General features: G+C 44.9%; 9 protein-coding genes and 1 pseudogene. 1 reads left to right on the top strand and 9 read right to left on the bottom strand.

Going from position 1 to position 19,170, the window contains the following annotated elements; all coding sequences use genetic code 11:
• Positions 1-11 precede the first annotated feature (11 nt).
• The 7 genes from AB5170_RS12450 to AB5170_RS12420 all read right to left on the bottom strand — a co-directional run bounded on the left by AB5170_RS12450 (position 12) and on the right by AB5170_RS12420 (position 16,732).
• Positions 12-9,002, bottom strand: a complete 8,991-nt coding sequence (locus AB5170_RS12450; protein ID WP_368361426.1) for an amino acid adenylation domain-containing protein — start codon at positions 9,000-9,002, stop codon at positions 12-14.
• Positions 9,003-9,014: 12 nt separating this feature from the next.
• A complete protein-coding gene (locus AB5170_RS12445) occupies positions 9,015-10,760 on the bottom strand; it encodes an MATE family efflux transporter (RefSeq protein ID WP_202030773.1) in 1,746 nt (581 codons plus the stop codon).
• A gap of 303 nt (positions 10,761-11,063) precedes the next feature.
• The gene (locus tag AB5170_RS12440) at positions 11,064-12,050 is read right to left on the bottom strand and encodes an ABC transporter ATP-binding protein (protein ID WP_148463505.1); all 987 of its coding nucleotides are present in this window, start codon (positions 12,048-12,050) and stop codon (positions 11,064-11,066) included.
• A complete protein-coding gene (locus AB5170_RS12435; RefSeq protein ID WP_118577947.1) occupies positions 12,050-13,018 on the bottom strand; it encodes an ABC transporter ATP-binding protein in 969 nt (322 codons plus the stop codon). The genes AB5170_RS12440 and AB5170_RS12435 overlap by 1 nt, the downstream gene beginning before the upstream one ends.
• 145 nt (positions 13,019-13,163) lie before the next feature.
• Positions 13,164-14,744: an ABC transporter substrate-binding protein gene (locus AB5170_RS12430; RefSeq protein WP_148463506.1), complete on the bottom strand. Its 1,581-nt coding sequence runs from the start codon at positions 14,742-14,744 to the stop codon at positions 13,164-13,166.
• A 142-nt stretch (positions 14,745-14,886) separates the two neighbouring features.
• Positions 14,887-15,756, bottom strand: a complete 870-nt coding sequence (gene opp4C, locus AB5170_RS12425) for an oligopeptide ABC transporter permease (RefSeq protein WP_195590131.1) — start codon at positions 15,754-15,756, stop codon at positions 14,887-14,889.
• A 19-nt stretch (positions 15,757-15,775) separates the two neighbouring features.
• On the bottom strand, positions 15,776-16,732 hold the full coding sequence (locus AB5170_RS12420; RefSeq protein ID WP_118577950.1) for an ABC transporter permease: 957 nt from the start codon (positions 16,730-16,732) through the stop codon (positions 15,776-15,778).
• A 32-nt stretch (positions 16,733-16,764) separates the two neighbouring features.
• Here AB5170_RS12420 and AB5170_RS12415 point away from each other — a divergent pair.
• Positions 16,765-16,824, top strand: a pseudogene (locus AB5170_RS12415) (hypothetical protein); the annotation flags it as partial.
• A 5-nt stretch (positions 16,825-16,829) separates the two neighbouring features.
• On the opposite strand, the gene AB5170_RS12410 reads toward AB5170_RS12415, so the two are convergent.
• Positions 16,830-18,110, bottom strand: a complete 1,281-nt coding sequence (locus AB5170_RS12410) for a serine dehydratase subunit alpha family protein (RefSeq protein WP_173771277.1) — start codon at positions 18,108-18,110, stop codon at positions 16,830-16,832.
• A 190-nt stretch (positions 18,111-18,300) separates the two neighbouring features.
• The gene (locus AB5170_RS12405) at positions 18,301-19,038 is read right to left on the bottom strand and encodes an SDR family NAD(P)-dependent oxidoreductase (RefSeq protein ID WP_195590132.1); all 738 of its coding nucleotides are present in this window, start codon (positions 19,036-19,038) and stop codon (positions 18,301-18,303) included.
• Between the last annotated feature and the right edge of the window lie 132 nt (positions 19,039-19,170).

Raw genomic sequence — 19,170 nt, 5'->3', positions numbered from 1 at the left:
AGTTGCGTAAATCAATCAAAGAATGCAAGTCTGTCAAGTGCCTCAATAGCGCTTTCCAGATATCTGTCATCTGTAACCGGCCATTTGTAATCCAGTCTGTAAAGAACCTGTGCTGTAAACCGGTTGCTGTAATCCAGGGTATAGATCTCATTTTCATTATGAGCCGTATACGCGATCAGTCCGGAAACAACATCCGAATCATCACTGTTCTTTGCAAATTCTTTTACTGCAGCCTCAAACTCTTCATCACTTACAATGTCAATGTCAAATCCATGGCTCCGCATTGCATAGATCAGATCCGCCATATAGATATGATGGCTGTTGCAGGCGTGGAATACGGTAAATCTCCGGTCTGTCTGCACCAGTTTCAACACTGCAAGTGCAGTAGAATCAATTGGTGAAAATTCTGTAACTTCGTGCATAGCCCCAATTGGGAATTTACCAACTGCCTCATATCCTCTCAGGCTTCGCAGGAATCCGTTTGTAATAAAGTTGATCTGGAATTCACCATCTGAATTTCGGCTCATCAGATTTCCTACACGGATAACCTTTCCGTCAAGCCCACTGGAAACAGCTTCCAGTACAGCTCTCTCTGCAAGGAATTTTGTGCGGATATATTCATTTGTGATGTTCTGTCCAATATACAGATCGTTTTCATTAAAGACTCTGGACATTGGCGGAACACCATCGGAACCTTCTCCGGCAACAGAAACAGTAGAAATCTGGATCAGTCTGCGTCCACTATTTTTACAGAATTCAATCAGATTTTCCACTCCGTGTACATTTATCTTCTCCAGTACATCACCAGCTGCAAAATGCTTTACGCAGGCTGCGCAGTTAATAATGGTGTTAAATTTGTAATCTGCAAATTTCTCCACCTGTTCTTTCGAGGTAATATCGCCGTCCACACAGATAATACGCTCTCCAAACAGTTCCTGGCATGGATTATCGAAGTAATACATCAACATATGCATCATTCGTTTCTCCATGGACTCATATTTTCCCTTACGTACCAGGCAGTAAACCTTGCCGTCATAATTATCCAGATAGGACTTCAGAACATGAATTCCCAGGAAGCCAGTTGCACCTGTAATCATGATATCACCAATTTCTTCCTTTGTCACCTGGTTTACGTTTTCTTCCACATTTCCGCTGATCACGCTCTGGATCCGGTTATAGTTATAGCTGGAGAATTCATTCTCGCTCTGCGGATTTTCAAATGCTTCACTGTTATCCACGATTGCAGAAAGCTCACGGATAGTCGGATATTTGAAAATGTCCGCATATACAATGGAAATATTCTTGGAAAGGCACATAACAGCAACTTTCGATGCAGTAAGTGAGGAGCCTCCAAGTTCGAAGAAGTTATCCTCAATTCCTACTTTTTCAATGCCAAGTGCTTTTTCAAATATCTCGCAAAGTTTAATCTGGACAGCAGTAACAGGCTCCACATAGGCTGTGCTTGCTGTGGTGGTTACTTCTGGTACCGGAAGTGCCTTTTTGTCAATCTTTCCGCCAGGAGTCACCGGCATTTTCTCAAGATGGACAAAGAAGGACGGCATCATGTAATCCGGAATCAGCGGGTTCAGGAACAGCTTCAGCTCATCTTCCGGAATGGTTTCACCAGTATAATAAGCTGTGATATATTTGTTTCCACCTTTTTCAATTACAATAACAGCCGCATTCTTCACCAGATCATGCTTCAGAAGGGCACCCTCGATCTCACCAAGCTCAATACGATATCCTCTGATTTTTACCTGGGAATCGATTCTTCCGATATATTCAATATTTCCGTCACCTTTCATGCGGACCATATCACCGGTTCTGTAAAGACGTTTGTCCTCTTCGCATACGGAGAACGGATTTTCCACAAATACGGAAGCCGTCTTCTCAGGAAGATTGTGATATCCTCTTGCAATCTGACGTCCGGCATGGCAAAGCTCACCAGAAGCGCCTACCGGAAGCCGTTTCATATTTTCGTCCACAATGTAGCTGCGGATATTCCGCTGTGACTTACCGATCGGGATGTTGTCGTACTGTTTGTCAACCCAGAACTCTGTGGAGGAAACAGTATTCTCCGTTGGACCGTAGCCATTGATCATCTGGTAAGTTCTATCCCGGTAATATTTGAACTTCTCACCACCCAGGGTGACAAATTTCAGGCTCGGAGCATCGTCAAGAAGCTCTGCAACCAGCTCGCCCATCTGGGTTGGGAAGGTAGCTGTGGTAATTTTTTCTTCTTTTATAAATTTTCCAACAGCAACTGCATCTTTTCGTATGCTCTCTGGCAAAATGTACAGTACCGCGCCTGCAGTAAGCGGAGCAAACAGGTCAATCACGGATGCATCGAAGCAGAAGCTTGCAAACTCTGCCACAATATCATCTGGTGTCAGTTTTCTTGTCATAAGGATATACTCGATCAGGTTCAGCAGGTTCCGCTGTTCAAGCATAACACCTTTTGGTTTTCCGGTGGAACCGGATGTGTAGATCATATAAGCCAGGTTCTCTGGTTTCGGAGCTGTGAGCTCTACAGAAAGTGCAAAGTCTTTGGATTCTGCTGCCACGTCATCCAGGCTGATCACATTCTGGTCGTAGAAGCCTACCAGACTGCGGTAACGGTCTATTACAAGCAGGTTTTCTGCCTCGGAATCCTTCAGCATGTACTCAATTCTGCTCTGCGGATATTCCGGATCCAATGGAACATACGCACCGCCGGCTTTCATAACACCGATATAAGCTACGGCATATTCCTTTGTTCTTCCGCACAGAATACCTGCAACCTTTTCCCTGCCAAAGCCATTTTCCGTAAGCTTCTGAGCAACATAATCTGACATATGGTCCAGTTCTTTATAGGTAAGCTCGCCCATTCCGTCTTTTACCGCCGGTCTGTCCGGATATTTTGCAACAGCTTCCCTGAACAGGTCTACAAAGGTCTTTCCGGCATGGGAAGGATCATCTTCCATTTTGGTTTCTTCCTCAAACATCAGTCTGATGTCTGCCGGCTCGTATTCTCTCAGGATTCCATCTGCCGTTGTTTCCAGGTTATCTGCAAGGTATTTGATGGTTTCCTCGTTGTACATGTCGCCTCTGTACTCAATCTCAAAGACAAACTTATTTCTCTCAATTGAAATACTGATGGAAACAGGTGCCTTTGCCGCATTCAGCTGAACAGGTTCTTCCTGCGCATATTCCCCGCCGATATTATCAAAGGCGAAGTTGTCGCCCTGATAGATCACCATGGCATCTGCCTTGATGTTGAACTCATGGCTGATCTGGGAGAACGGATAAATATCGTTGTTCATGGAATTAATCAGCTGCTGCTGGACAGCATTCAGGCAATCCGCAGTGCTTCCTGAGAAATCACAGTAAACGGGAAGAGTCTTTACCAGCATACCCACGGTATCGGAAAGTCTGGAATCGTTTCTGCCGTGGTAAATAGTGGTAAATACCGCATCCTTCCTGAAATTGTATTTTCCAAGAGTAATACCAAAAGCAGAGATAAAGAATACATTCTCTGTAATTCCGTGCTTCTTACAGAATGCCTTCACGTCCTGTACGGAGAACTCACTGGTCTCACGATGATACATCTCTGCGGTTGGAGCTGCTCCGCTCTTGTCTGGATAGAAGTTGATGCTTCCGCCCGCATTTTCAAAAACGGATTTATAGTAGTTCTCTGCATTCTTATAAGCATCACTTGCCAGAGCATCCCTGTTATCAAGGGCCAGATCATAGGAAGTATACTCTTCCACTTCCAGCTTTTCTCCGCTGTAAGCCCTGTTAATGTCGTTCAGGATAATGCCCAGGGAGGTACCATCTGCAACAATATGATGAATGTCAAGGAACAGATAATTTCCATCACAGGTTCTGTGAATCTCAAAGCGGAAAAGCTGTTCATTAAACAGCATGTACGGACGAACCAGAGTTTCCCGGTTCATTCCATTTATAATCTGCGTCTTATAAGTGAAAGCATCATTACGTTTCTGAAGGACTTCTCCTTCGTCGCTCATAAAGAGACGGGTTTTCAGGTAAGGATGAGCTGCAACGGTGCTGTCAATTGCTTCTGCCAGCTTATCCAGGTCAACCTTTTTGTCAAGCTTCAGAAGATATGGAATGTTGTAAATGGTGGATCCCATATTGGCTGTACACTCGATGAAAATTCCCTCCTGAGTATTAGTGAGAGGATAATTTTCCTGGATTTCCCTCTTGGTTTCTTTTCCGGCAGTCTTCACAAAGCTCTCTAACATCTGAATGGTTGGGTGATCCTTGATGTCAGATGTTTTTATCACAATGTCAAAAGCTTTGGAAATAAGGATATTCAGCTTAATAGCAGTGATAGAGGTCAGTCCTGCCTCGTAAATATCTGTGGTAATGCCGAATTCGGTATAGCCAAGAACCTCAGCAATACAGTCAAACAGCTTCTGCTGAGTCTCATTCTCCGGTTTCACGATTTCTTCCACTTTTCGCTCTGGCAGTGGAAGGGCTTTTTTGTTTACCTTCTGATTCTGGTTCAGCGGAATCTTGTCGATCTGCATGGTAACTGCCGGAACCATGTATGGAGGCTTGGTTTCTTTGATGAAATCATTTAACTTATTTATGTCAACCTGACCGTCAGATACTACATAAGCTGCAATATATTTTCCGCCGCCATTTGGATCGTCAAAAGCCACTACGGTTGCATCCTTTATGCCTTCGTATCTTCTTATGACCTCCTCAACCTCGGAAAGCTCAATTCTAAAGCCTCTGACCTTAACCTGGGAGTCTTTTCTTCCAATGATCTGGATGTTTCCATCTGGAAGATATCTGGCAACATCACCGGAATGATACAGGACTTCATAACCTTCTGCATCGTCATAAATATTCTTCGTATAAACTTCCGAAGTTTTCTCCGGTTTATTCAGATAGCCTCTGGAAACCTGCCATCCGGAGATCATCAGTTCACCGCAGGCACCGTATGGAAGCAGATGACCAAACTTATCGGCTATATAAAGCTTGAAATTATCAAGCGCTTTTCCGATTGGAATATTTGAATAATATTTATCCACTTCAAATACAGTTGTAAAAATTGTGCACTCTGTAGGACCATACGCATTAAAGAATTTATAATCCTTCGGCGGTTCCATAGGAACAAGCTTCTCTCCACCTATGGAAAGATATTGCAGACTCTCGCAGCTCATTTCCATCGCAAACTGTCTTCCCACCTGTGTAGTCATAAAGGAATGGGTAACGCCATTCTCTTCAAAATAACGCTGAAGTGCAATGAAATCAAGACGGATTTCTTCCGGAATAATGTGAAGCTCTGCACCGTTTGCAATTGCACCGTAAATGTCCATCATGGAAGCATCAAAACCAAAGGACGCATAAGCTGCTATTTTGGAGCTGTGATCTACCTGGTAATACTTTTTGTACCAGTGGCAGAATGCAGTGATATTTCCATATTCCAGCATACAGCCTTTGGGCACACCAGTGGAGCCGGAAGTGTACAGTAAAATAAACAGATCATGAAGCTCTGGCTTCTTAAGTTCCACATCACGGTCTTCCAGCTGCGGAATCTCATCTGTAAATAAAACAGGTCCCTGATAGCCGTCTACCAGTGGCAGAAGCTCTCTGTCTGCAATCAAAAGCTTCGCAGCAGAATCTTCCAGCATGTACATCAGACGGTCTTTCGGATATGTAGGATCAAGAGGCTGGTATGCTGCACCGGCTTTGATTACGCCCATTGGTGCGATGGCCATGTATTCGCAGCGGGGGATCAGAATGGAGACTACATCCTCCCTGCCGATTCCCTGGGATGCAATATATTTTCCAAGCCTGTCGCTGAGCTCGTCCAGTTCTTTATAGGTATATTTCCGGTCTTTAAATACCACTGCTGTGTGGTCCGGAATGGTCTCTGCCAGTTCATCGAACATGTCGGAAATGGTTTTGCTTCTGTCAAATTCGTTTTCTGTATGATTGAATTCTGCGATCTTGTTTACCCCACTCTGAGAGATAACAGAGATTTCAGAAACATATTTTGTTTTCAGCGCAGAACTCATGGCAGCTTCATAGGAATCCAGGATTCCGTCAATAAAGGCCTGGCTGTACATGTCGCTGCGGTATTCTGCAGTAAGCACATAAGTGTGGTTGTACTCTCTTACCTGGATCAGCAGAGGCATTTTAGCCATATCCAGGGAAAGGTCGTGACCTCTGGCAATGGTGTCTCCGATTGGATAATCGTCACTGAGCTCTGCCTGGTATGCAAATGTAAGATCCGAATTCAGCCCATATTTTGCACAGATATCGGAAAATGGGAAAATATCGTTTGCCATGGAGGACAGCATCTGCTCGGAAAGCTCTGCCATATACGCCTGTACGGTGGTCTTCGGGTCGAATTTGCAATAAACAGGAAGGGTTTTTACCAGCATGCAGACTGTGTTTTCAAGCCTGGAATCGTTTCGTCCATTATAAATCGTGGAAAACAGACTATCCTCTGCATTGGAGTATTTTGCCATAAGGATGCCGAACAGACCTGTAAATAAAATATTCGGGGTAACACCCAGCTTCTCGCAATAGGAAAGAATGGCCTCTTCTTTCAGACCCATGGTCTTCTCCAGATAACCTTTTTCAGGAGCTTTTCCATTCAGGTCTGGCATTGGGAGGGATTCCGTTTCAATTCCTTCAAAAATACTGTCATAATATTTCTCGGCTTTTTTGTATTTGCCCTCTTTCATCTGCTGTTCTTCGTCAAGAGCCGCATCAAATCCGGTATAGGACTCTTTTTCCAGTTTTTCACCCATATAGGCCTTATTGATATCCTCGAAAATGATATCATAAGAGTTGCCGTCAGCAATAATATGGTGGAAATCTGTAAAGAGGTATTTCTTATCTTCTGTCACATAAATTGCCACACGAAGGAGACGTCCTTTTTCCAGCTTAAACGGACGTACAAGGCTTTCCTTCTGGCTGGCAAATTTCTCATTTGTGGTCTCGATCACTTCCGGCACAAATGTCTCATTTCCAGGGCGCTGTACCATCTCCCCATTATCATCAAGATATACCTGTGTGAGCAGGTAGGAATGGGCACTTACCATTCTGGCAATTGCATCGGATAATTTCCGGGTATCCACTGCAGGATCCAGTTCAAAAAGGAAGGGGATATTGTATACGGTACTCTCAGGATTTTTGCTGCACTCTGCAAAAATACCCTTCTGGGAACCGGTAAGAGGATAAACCTCTCTCTTTTCGTAGGTTCTGAGCTTCGGCGCCAGCATGACATATTTTTCCAGCTTCTCCACGGTATTGTTCTCGTGGATATCGCTTGTTTTTACGGTAACACCAAATTCCTCTGAGATCAGGACGCAGAGCTTCATTGCACTGATGGAGGAAAGACCGGCCTTATAAAAGCTGGTGTCGATTCCGAAGAAGTCGTTTTCTACTACTTTTGCCACAATGTCAAAAATCTTCTTCTGCATTGGATTTTCCGGCTCTTTCAGATTTCTGGGCTGCGCCACCGGCTTGGGCAATGCTTTTTTGTCAATTTTGCCATTCTGTGTTAAAGGCATTTTTTCCAGCTGGATGAAAACATCCGGAACCATGTAATGAGCCAGGGATTCTGACGCATAAGCGGTAAGCGCTTCAACATCGATCTCACGGTCTGCCATAAAGTAGCAGCAAAGATATTTATTATCCACCGGTACTGTAATACTGGTGATGATTCCTTCGAAGCTGTTAACAACCTCCTCGATCTCACCAAGCTCGATTCTGAGACCGCGAAGCTTGATCTGATTGTCAATTCTTCCGAAAAATTCGATCTCACCATCTGGAGTGATCTTTGCAAGATCTCCTGTTTTATAGGCTCTTTCGCCGTTGAGAGTGATGAAAACTTCTGCTGTTTTCTCCGGCAGATTGATATAGCCCCGACCTACACCAAGACCTGCAATTACAAGCTCTCCTGTCTCTCCGTCCGGAAGGATCCTGTTCTCTTTGTCAACCACGTACACCTGAACGTTGCCGTTTGGCTCTCCGATGGTAATATTTTTGCTGTCGGTGATCACCTTCATGGTACAGCTGATGGTGGTCTCGGTTGGTCCATAGCCGTTCATAATATAAGCATCCGGGTTTACTGCGTGGATCTTGTCAAAAAGTGCAGGCGGGAATGCTTCTGCTCCTACGTCAAATACCTTGATCTGGGCAGCTGCTTCCTGAAGCTGGGGCAGATCGATCATATTGGAAAGATAGGTAGGAGTTGTGGTCATAATATCCACTTTATTTTTTACAATTAAATCTCCAAGCATAATGGGATTCAGGATCTCTTCATCGCTTGCGATCACTGCGGTCATTCCATTGGTGAGAGGGAGAAATTCCTCAAGCACCGAAACATCAAATGTCATGGCTGCCATGGAAAGGGAAACGCTTCCCCTGCTTACATAGCCATAGGTTTCTGCATTCTTTGGATTAGGATTTACAAAATTGGCAAGGTTGATATGCTCGATCATAACACCTTTTGGTTTTCCCGTGGAACCGGAGGTGTAAATACAGTAGCAAAGATCATGTTCCTTAATCCTGGTATCCGGGTTCCCGGCATTTGGATTTTCCAGCAATTCTTCAAGCAGAAGCACCGTACAGGAAAGCCTGGAAAACAGCTCCTGGCGGTCCTTCGCGATTTCCTTTGTGGTGATAATAAAGGGAACTCCTGCATCTTCAAAAATGAACTGCACACGGTCATCGGGATAATCCGGGGCTGCGACAGCAAATGCACCACCAGCCTTCAAAATACCCTGACGGACTGCGTAAAAGTCACAGCAGCGCTCCAGTACCACACCTACGATTTTTTCACAGCCAACGCCTTTTTCAATAAGAGAATTCGCAATTCTGTTTGCTCTTTCATTCAGCTGTGCGTAGGTAAAGCTTTCCTTGCTGGAAGCTACAGCACATTTGTCAGGATGAAGCCGCACCTGCTCTTCAAACAGCTTTGTCACAGGCTGAAATTCAAAAACAAAATTGCTCTTTTCGTTAATGTCAGACATTTCCTGCACCTCCTAAAATGATATTATAGTATTATTCATATCAATTGCGCGGATATAATCCATTGATTTTGAAATCTTTTTCACCAGCTCAATTCCATGGATATCAAACTCCTCATGGTCATAGCTGTATTCCAACGGATTAAAATTCACTCCGTTGTCTCTTATCCTTAACTGGCAAATGTCATCCTCCAGGCAAAGATTGATGTCGATCCAGTTGGAAGTTTTTCCACCAAATTTAATGATATTCACAGTCATTTCTTCTGCACACACGGCAGCAAGATTGGCTCTGTTTCCGGATACACCGTTTTCCTTGCAGAACTCCAGGATTTTTCTGTTAACCGCGCCAGCTTCTTCCATGGTGCTCTTAATGGAAAAATCAAAATTGATTCCGGGATTTTGGTCCGGAACAATATAAAAAGTAGAATTTTTGTGTTTGATCTTTCGGAAAATCCAGGCTGCGATCAAGGTTATGATCTCTGTGGCAACAAATGCAGCACCAATTCCATTTGTACCGATTCCATCAATCTGTTTCCAGATAGAAATTCCTATAAATGTTGCAGGAAGAACTGCCACTGCGTTTTCAAGGAAGGTAACAAAGCTTGCAATTGCAGTCTCTTCAATAGATTCATAATAGCTTACGGTAAATTTATTCCAGAGATAAGGCACTACACATAAAGCAAAAATACGCAGTGCATGAACCATCTCCCGTCCCAGCTCTCCGCCGCCTCCGAACATAATGGTGATCTGTTCTGTAAACAGCATGATCAGAACGAATATGACTGCCAGCACGATGTAGCTGTATTTCAGCATTTTTTTGCACAGGACACGGATTCCCACATAGTCTTTTTCTCCAAAAAGAATTCCTGCAACATTAGGAATTACGCCAATGATTCCGCCTGTAAGCATTTCCACGATCAGCAAAACATTGTCGCAGACCGTAAATACTGCCATTCCGTCTTCCCCGATCTGATTCATAATGATGGTGTTCAGACCAAGGGCTTTTACAAAATTGGTTGCCATGAAAACAAGCATGGGCACACCTGTAATCACTGCCTCCTTCACGATTCCGAAATCCTTTGCATTCAGCCGCACGAAACTGATATTCCTCTTATCTGAGCGAATATAGAAAAGGAAAACCACCATGGCAAAAAGAAAGCCAAGTACCGTTGATAAGGATGCACCTGTAACTCCAAGTGGTGTAAATCTAAGAAATATGTAATCCAGCACAAGATTTATCACATTGGCTGCGATCAGATAAACAGAAGCAAGCTCCGGATGGTTTTCCACCCCAAGGTAGTTTACCATCATCAGACCGATTCCGATTACCGGTGCACCTAACATGCTAATGCGGATATAGTCTCTTGTATAAGTTGTCAAAACTCCGTCTCCGGATACCAGAAATCTGGCAATAGGTCCTGCAGCAGGAAATGCAATAAGAGAAAACAGCAGTCCCACCACGAGTGTGACAATAAAAGTGGCCGAAAACAATCTCGAAGCCCCTTCTTTGTCACGTTTACCAAGCATATTTCCTGCGGCTATGGAACCTCCCACACCCAGACAGTAACCGGTAAGCTGAACTATCGTTTCAACCGGAAGACTCATTGTGACTGCGGACATTGCTTCTACACCAATTAAATTACTTACAAAGATAGTGTCCACAATGTTTCCAAGCTGAAGTGCCAGCGACATCATAATACCTGGAACGATATACTTGTTTAATTTCGCATTCAGCAACCTGTTATTTCTGTTTTCCACCATTCCATCCCCTTTCGAAATTTTGGAGTATTTCTAAACAAAATCAGAATACTCCATATTTATATATAATTTAGCAAAAAATGAAATATTTTTCAATAAAGCAACGAAAACAACGTCAAATTAAACAAAAATAGCTTAAAAAAATACCGGTTTCCCGAAGATATCCCTTTAATGGAATTCTTTGGAAACCGGTAGTATCCTTCCTGATATGTAATTATTCAGCAGACTCCAGAACATGTTTAAAAAGGCTTTCTACAAAATGTACGTCACAATTTGCGGAGCCTGCAGATTGCAGGAAATAAATTTTCAGGCAAGCTCCAAAGCCCTGTGGCAGGCTGCTTTATGCCCCTTTTCCACCTCCTGAAGCACAGGAGCTTCCTGCCTGCAGCGGTCTGTTGCATAGGGACAGCGGGTATGGAATTTGCATCCTGACGGTGGATTGTAGGCACTTGGCACGTCACCCTCCAGAATGATACGCTGACGTTTCTTCTTCACATCTGGAAGCGGGATTGCAGAAAGAAGAGCTTTTGTATAGGGGTGCATCGGATTGGAATAAAGCTGGGCTTTTTCTGCAACCTCAACCACACTTCCAAGATACATAACTGCAATTCTGTCACTGATATGGCGGACTACACTCAGGTCATGGGAGATAAACAGGTAGGTCAGATTTTTCTTCTGCTGCATATTTCTCATAAGATTCAGCACCTGCGCGCGGACAGATACGTCCAGTGCGGAAACTGCCTCATCACAGACAACAAATTCCGGATTCAGGATCAGTGCCCTTGCAATTCCGATTCGCTGCCTCTGACCGCCTGAAAACTCGTGAGGAAAACGATTCAGATACTGTTTATCCAGTCCAACCTCCTGAAGGATCTCTTCCACCATTTCCCTGCGTTCTTCCTTAGTCCCCACTTTATACACCTCAAGAGGGGCACTGATCAGATCATAAACGGTCATTCTGGGATTCAGGGAGCTATATGGATCCTGGAAAATAATCTGCAGCTTCCGGCGCATTTCCCACATTTTTTTCTTATCATAGGTAAGGATGTCTTCCCCATTGTACATAACCTGGCCCTCTGTTGCCGGGATCAGGCGGAGAATAGTTCTTCCCAGAGTGGATTTTCCGCAGCCGGACTCTCCGACCAGGCCCAGTGTCTCACCCTTTCTCACAGAAAGACTTACATGGTCTACTGCTTTTACTACAGATGGATTACGGTTCAGAAGCCCTTTTTTTGCCGTAAAATATTTGGATAAATCCTTTGTTTCCAATAAGATTCCTGTGTTCTCACTCATTATTTCTCACCCTCGTATCTGAAGCAGCTTACCAGAGAATTTCCAGCATGGTAAACGCCTGGTTTTTCTTTCATGCAGCGGTCTTTTCCGTAAGGACATCGGGGAGCAAATCTGCAGCCTGCAGGCATGGCGTCCGGTGCCGGAACGGTGCCCTCAATGGTATTCAGCAGCTCTACATCCTCATCAAGGCGGGGAATAGAGTTCAAAAGTCCCTGTGTGTAAGGATGCTTCGGTCTTTCAAAAATATCCTCAATGCTGCCGTATTCTACTGCTTTTCCTGCATAAAGAACAAGCACATCGTCTGCGGTCTCTGCTACTACCCCCATATCATGGGTAATCAGCATAATGGCTGTTCCCATTTTTTCCCTGAGCTCACACATCAGCTCCAGGATCTGTGCCTGGATGGTTACGTCCAGGGCTGTGGTAGGCTCATCTGCAATAAGAAGTCTTGGCTCGCAGGATACTGCCATGGCGATCATCACTCGCTGGCGCATACCGCCAGAAAGCTGATGCGGATATTCCTTCATCCGCTTCTCCGGCGCTGCGATTCCAACTCTTTTCAGAACGTCCACAGCTCTTGTCCAGGCTTCCTTTTTGCCGCAGTTCTGGTGGAGCATAATTGGTTCCATCAGCTGGGTTCCAATAGTCAGAGTCGGATTCAGGGCAGTCATTGGATCCTGAAAGATCATGGCAATATCATTTCCGCGGATCCTGCACATCTCTTTCTCCGGAAGCCCTATCAGTTCTTTTCCATCCAGTTTGATGCTGCCGCCGGAAATCCGGGCGTTGCTTCCAAGAAGCTGAAGGATAGACATGGATGTGACACTTTTTCCGCATCCGGACTCTCCTACAATTCCGAGGATCCTGCCTTTTTCTACAGAAAAGCTTACACCGTCAACGGCTGTGTTAATGCCTTTTTTTGTCTGAAACTGTACCTGTAAATTCTCTACTGAAAGTAAAGATGCCATAGCTGTACTCCTTTTTCTCTTAATTAACTCACTGTGATTCTTTCACAGCTCCTGAAATCCGCCAGACATGAGAGTCTTTTCTCTCATATTTGGCGGGTTCCAGGATCAAAAGCTTTATCCGCTTTTGTCCTGTTTCCCATTTTTATTACTCTTTATCCCACTCCCAGGAAGACCAGTTCAGACAATTAAAGTCTGCAACGTTCAGGTTCTTCATGCTCTTGTTGTAAGCGGTAAGAAGGTTCTTTGTATATAAGTAGCCCATAGCTGCTTTTTCTACAACCTTTTCCTGATACTCATCGAAGTATGGTTTTCTTGCTTCAAAAGTAAGCTCTGCGTTTCCTTTGTCGATCAGGTCAGAAAGCTCTGTATCCTGAAGCTGGCAGAAGTTGCAGGAGCTTTCCGGATAAATCATTTCACGGCTCTCACTTGGGTCAAGAGTTCCGCCGGAACCAATGATTCCAAGATCATGCTCGCCGTCAAGCATACGGCTCATCAGAGTTGCAAAGTCCATCTGCTCAATTTCTACATTTACACCGACATTTGCAAAATCCTGTACGATCAGGGCTGCACATCTCTCGGTAATGCTGCTTCCAGAGGAGATGAAAAATTTCAGTGTCTGTCCAGCCGGGAAGCCTGCTTCTGCAAGCATCTCTTTTGCTTTTTCAGGATCGTACTGAACCTGAACTTTGTCATTGTAGTATGGGCTTACCGGTGCGATCGGGGTCATGATCGGAGTTCCCTCTCCCATAAGAAGACCATTTACCAGTACGTCACGGTTGATTGCCATATTCAGTGCCTGGCGAACTTCCTGAGTAAGATATTCCTTCTGAGTATTGAAGATCAGAGTGGTATAGGAAGTGGTAGGAACAGACTCTGTTACCAGGTTATCCTGGGACTTGGCTGTTTCCCAGTCATCAGTCAGTACGGAACCGAATCCGATCAAATCAAGCTCGCCGTTCATAAGACCGGAAAGAACGTTTGCAGACGGTACTACACGGATGATCAGACGGTCAATATTTGGAGTTCCAAGATAGTAGTTTTCGTTCTTTGTGAACTCCATACGCTCACCATTGATCTCACTGTCATAGATGAATGGGCCGGAACCTACCGGATTTGCCCAAAGGTCAGGAGCATTGATCTCTTCTGCTGTTTTTCCTTCAAATATATGTTTCGGGATGATGAAAACAGTGTCGATATCCTGCAGGAATGTATCAGGATACATAGCCTCTTTTAATTTGAAGGTTACTTCATAATCGCTGTCTGCAGTTACTTCGATAGAATCCTCGGAAAGCTCTGCTCCGGAATCATCCACACCGGCAATGTACTCCAGGTGATAACGGCTCTTTGCCTCTACAGACGGATCAGAATACATCTGGTAGCTGAATACAACGTCCTCTGCTGTAACCGGCTCACCATCAGACCATACTGCGTCTTCATGAAGCTTAAAGGTAACTGCGTCACTGGCATCGTTTACAGTCCAGGACTCAGCAAGGCGTCCCTCAATGGAACCGTCTGCGTTTGTCTGTGTCAGGCGGTCATAAATCTGGTCACAGATAAAACGGGTGTAGTTGCTTGTGGTGTTCAGCGGCATCATGGTATCCCATGCCTGGTCCATAGCAGCTGTTACTACTTTTTCCTCTGCCTCAGCAGCAGCCGGAACAGCATAACCTGCTACCATGCTTCCTGCAAGCAGGAGCGCTGCAGCCTTTTTCATGTTGAATTTCATAGGTCTCCTCCTTTTTCTTTTGTCAGGGATGTTTTTTCTCTGACAGGTTTTGTGAAGCAAATCAGTCCGGGAAACTCCCGGAACCAATCTTATGTCAACGGACTGTCCGGCCTTGCATCAAGACCTTCATGATCCTGAGACATTACAGTTTGATTTTCGGATCCAGCGCATCGCGGATGCCGTCGCCCAGAAAATTAATACTTAACACCGTGATCAGAAGTGCAAGTCCCGGCGGAAGCCAGATCCACAGCTTCTGGGAAAGCACAGTAATGGACTGCGCATCGTAGAGCATATTTCCCCAGCTTGCTCCCGGCGGCTGTACACCCATGCCAAGGAAGCTTAACGATGATTCAGAAAGGATGGCACTCGCCATCTGGAATGTGATTGCGATCAGGATCGGGGCAAAAGAGTTTGGAAGAACATACTTTGTCACGATCTTGAAATTGGAGGTACCAATTGCCCTTGCAGATTCTACATATTCTTTCTCGGATACGGAAAGTACATTTGCATAGATCAGTCTGGCAAACTGTGTCCAGCCGAGCACACCAATGACACAGGTTACAGACCAGACAGACGGTCCAAGAACTGCAACCAGTACCAGGATCAGCACAATTGATGGAAAAGACATAAAAATATCTGCAATTCGCATAATAACTGCTTCTGCCTTTCCTCTGGCATAACCAGCAACCAGGCCAAGAGGAACTCCGATTACGCAGCTGATCAGTGTGGAAACAAAACCAACCAGCAGAGAAGTTCTTCCGCCATACATCAGACGGGCAAAAACATCACGCCCGATAGCATCAGTTCCAAGGATGTGCGCTCCTCCCGGAGCTGCAGAAAAGGCAGTGTAATCTGAAGTATAAGGATCCAGTTTCAGGATCATGGGAAGAAAAACCACCATCAGGATTTCCACGATCAGGACCACCAGACCTACCATAGCCATTTTGTGTTCTTTCAGTTTATCAAGTACCTCGGAAAGATAGCTTACATTTTCGTTTTTCTGTTTTTTCATTTCTGTCTTCTATCCTCCCTTATTTATAGCTGATTCTCGGATCCAGAATTCCGTATGCAACATCAGTGAGAATATTCGCAATAAGAACCGCTGCCGCTATCATAACCGTGATTCCCATAATAACCGGGTAGTCTCGTCCGTTGATTGCTGTTACCATAAGAGAACCAATTCCCGGCCATCCGAAAACCTGCTCGGTTACAACTGCACCGCCTACAATAGAAGGAATGGACATTCCCACAACTGTAACGACCGGTGTAAGGGCATTTTTCAAGGCGTGCTTCATGATCACTTTCCATTTGGTAAGACCTTTGGACTTGGCGGTACGAATGTAGTCGTCCTGCATAACTTCCAGCATACTGCTTCGCATGTGCCTTACCCATCCTCCAATCTGCTGAAAGGAAAGGACCAGACAAGGCAGGATCATGTGCTTCATCAGATCTCCGAATGTATGAGCTCCGCTTGAGCTGTACATTCCTCCTGATGGCAGAATGTTAAACACAATGGCGAACAGATAAATAAATACCAGTCCTACAAAGAAGTTCGGAGTCGCCATCATCAGCATAGACAGACCGCCGGAAAAGTAATCTCTTCCTGAATTCGGCCTGGAGGCAGCAAAGATTCCAAGAGGAATGGATACGATCAATGACAGTACAATGGAGCTTGCTGCCAGAATCGCAGTAGCCGGAAGACGCTCCAGTATCATCGCTGCCACCGGTCTCTGGGTGCTGTAGGAAAATCCCAGATTTCCCGTAAGCAATTGTTTCAGCCAGGTAAAATACTGAATGATCACCGGCTGATCCAGTCCAAGTGCCACTCTCTTACGTTCCAGCTCTGCCGGAGTAATTCCCGGATCTGCCAGAAGTGCATCCAGCGGTGAACCAGGCGCCATATTCAGAATAAAATAGGCCAATATGGTAATTCCGAAAAAAGTGGGAATGGCAATCAGTATTCTTTTTAATATGTATTTCCACTTCATAGTGTTTTCCCTTCATCTCCTTTTCCTAGAACCTGTTTGAAAAAGTATTTCCGCAAGCTCCCGCAAATTGTGGCGCACATCTTGCAGAAAGCCTTTTTCAACCACGCTCTACCATAATCCGGATAATCTCTTTATCCGTTTCGCACATACCTTCCTTCGCCAGCTGTCCCACGTTCCGGATGGTATTTTCCACACCGTGGGTAACGATTCCATCACCGCCATAGAACTGCTGTCCCTGTATGTACATTTCATAGCCCATGATTCCGGCATCGACTGCTGCTGAAATCTTGGCTGCGCAGGAGGCTTTCGCTCCGTCACAGATGATTCCGGAAACAATTGCCAGGGAATTCACGATTGTATGTGCAATTACTTCATAATCGCCGCCGTAGAGATAAGCAATTCCTGCACCGCTTCCGCAGCCTGCACTTACTGCACCGCAATAGGCAGAAAGAGTTCCGATTCCCGTCTTCAGATGAATGGTTACAAGATTGGAAAGCACCAGGGCGCGAAGCAATTTGTCATGGGAAACCTGCAACTCTCTGGCAAATTCAATGACCGGAATGCTGGCAGTCATGCCCTGATTGCCGCTTCCGGAGTTGATCACCACAGGAAGCTCGCAGCCATTCATTCGGGCATCGGAACCGGCTGCTGCCTTGGCTCTGGCACGGATCTTAATATTGTCGCCGTAGGTGTGAAGAAGGACTTTTCCGATGTTTGCTCCATAGTTTCCACGAAGTCCCTCCTCAGAAATGGCTGTATTGTAACGGATCTGACGCTCCAGAACCTCCTTTACATCTTCTGTGTCAACAGTGTTGGCAAAGTCGATAATGTCTTCTATGTTTAATATGGAATGGTCGGTCTTTTTCTCTTCCTTACCTGAACAGACATCTTTCCGGAAAACAGGCTGGCCGTTTTTCTCAATAAGGATGATGTTGGTGTGCGTATCTACAATGCGGACACGGGCCGTTTCAGTACCTTTGGTTACGGTCAGATCGATTTCAAATACATGCCCGGTGGATGCCGGAGTGATCCTAGGTTTCACCTGATCCATGTAGGACTTGATTTCTTCCTTCTGACCGGATGTTACTCTTGCAATTACTTCAAGGAGCGCTTCCGCATCGCCTGCGATCACACCCGCGCACAGAGCAGCTGCAATTCCCCTCATGCCGCCAGTATTGGGAACGATGACGCTTTTTACATTTTTGATAATATTTCCACTTACTTTAATATCCAGCTGTTCCGGCAGATTACCTAAAGTTTTTCTCGCCACTGCGCCTGCATAGGCAATGGCAATGGGTTCGGTACATCCCATTGCAGGAACCAGTTCTTCCTCTAGGATTTTTACGTAAGCCTGGTATTTTTCATCACTTTTGTGCAATGTTTTCTCCTCGTTTTCGCACAACATTATAAATACTTTAGCACACTATCTTCTTAAAATCAATTAATTCCAGAAATTTTATATTTAGAAAAATCCCGAACTATATTTGTGAATTTTGTTTTTGTTAATCACTTCGCGAATATAATCCTGATACAGATTTTTTATTTGGAATCAGATCACAGGATTCTTTTTAGAAATAGTCATATCCGCCATGAATGTCTACAACGCTTCCATTCATGTATCCATTTTTCAGAACTTCGTATGCCATATCTGCCACTTCTGAGATCTCACCAAAGCGGTGAAGTGCAATCTTACGGTTAATGCGTTCATAGCTTTCCGGAGTGCGGTTCTTATGCCAGCTGGTTTCAATAAATCCCGGGGCAATGGCATTGACCCGGATCTGCTTTGGTTCCAGTTCTTTTACCAGAGATTTGGTAAGGAAATGAATGGCGGATTTGGTGACACCATACACCAGGGATGAGGAATAAGCCTGCTGTCCTGCGTAGGAGCCGGTAAAAAGAATGCTGCCACCTTCGCTCATAATGGGGCGAAGTTCTTTCACCAGAAATACCGGAACAGACAGGTTAGTATTCACAATTTTGGTCCATTCGTCAAAAGTGTAATCTTCATATTTCGCATAGGTGCTGATTCCTACGTTGTTTATCAGCCAGTCTACATGGCTCGCTTCTTCTTTGACCCGGGATACAAATTTCATCATTTCATCATAGGATGACATATCAGCCTGGAGCAACCGGATTTTTTTCTGATTTTCCTCTGTTTGTGCATGAAGAAATTCCTCCGCCTGCTCCGTGTTATGTCCATAGCTCACATATAAAATATCGTCCGACGCAGAATTTTCCAGAATTTTCTCCGCAATCCCTCTTCCAATTCCAGATGTACCGCCGGTGATTATGGTTACTTTGCTCATGGGGTGTCCTCTTTTCTGTATATTTTATTACTATTTAGTGTGTTGAAAGTTGTTAAAGGCGGACGCATTCGGACAATGGTGATTGCTCACTCGCCGGCGCAACGCTCCAGCGAACTAACTGCTAACTGCGAC

It is taken from the genome of Ruminococcus sp. RTP21484sp1_RTP21281st1_A8_RTP21281_210402 (assembly GCF_040914025.1).
In the GTDB taxonomy this organism is placed as follows: domain Bacteria; phylum Bacillota; class Clostridia; order Lachnospirales; family Lachnospiraceae; genus Blautia_A; species Blautia_A faecis.
This window is presented reverse-complemented; position numbering and strand designations above follow the sequence as displayed.

Excerpts from the sequence above, each read along its gene's own strand:
- AB5170_RS12450 (WP_368361426.1), bottom strand. The coding sequence starts at position 9,002 with ATGTCTGACATTAACGAAAAGAGCAATTTTGTTTTTGAATTTCAGCCT.
- AB5170_RS12445 (WP_202030773.1), bottom strand. The coding sequence starts at position 10,760 with ATGGTGGAAAACAGAAATAACAGGTTGCTGAATGCGAAATTAAACAAG.
- AB5170_RS12440 (WP_148463505.1), bottom strand. The coding sequence starts at position 12,050 with ATGAGTGAGAACACAGGAATCTTATTGGAAACAAAGGATTTATCCAAA.
- AB5170_RS12435 (WP_118577947.1), bottom strand. The coding sequence starts at position 13,018 with ATGGCATCTTTACTTTCAGTAGAGAATTTACAGGTACAGTTTCAGACA.
- AB5170_RS12430 (WP_148463506.1), bottom strand. The coding sequence starts at position 14,744 with ATGAAATTCAACATGAAAAAGGCTGCAGCGCTCCTGCTTGCAGGAAGC.
- opp4C (WP_195590131.1), bottom strand. The coding sequence starts at position 15,756 with ATGAAAAAACAGAAAAACGAAAATGTAAGCTATCTTTCCGAGGTACTT.
- AB5170_RS12420 (WP_118577950.1), bottom strand. The coding sequence starts at position 16,732 with ATGAAGTGGAAATACATATTAAAAAGAATACTGATTGCCATTCCCACT.
- AB5170_RS12405 (WP_195590132.1), bottom strand. The coding sequence starts at position 19,038 with ATGAGCAAAGTAACCATAATCACCGGCGGTACATCTGGAATTGGAAGA.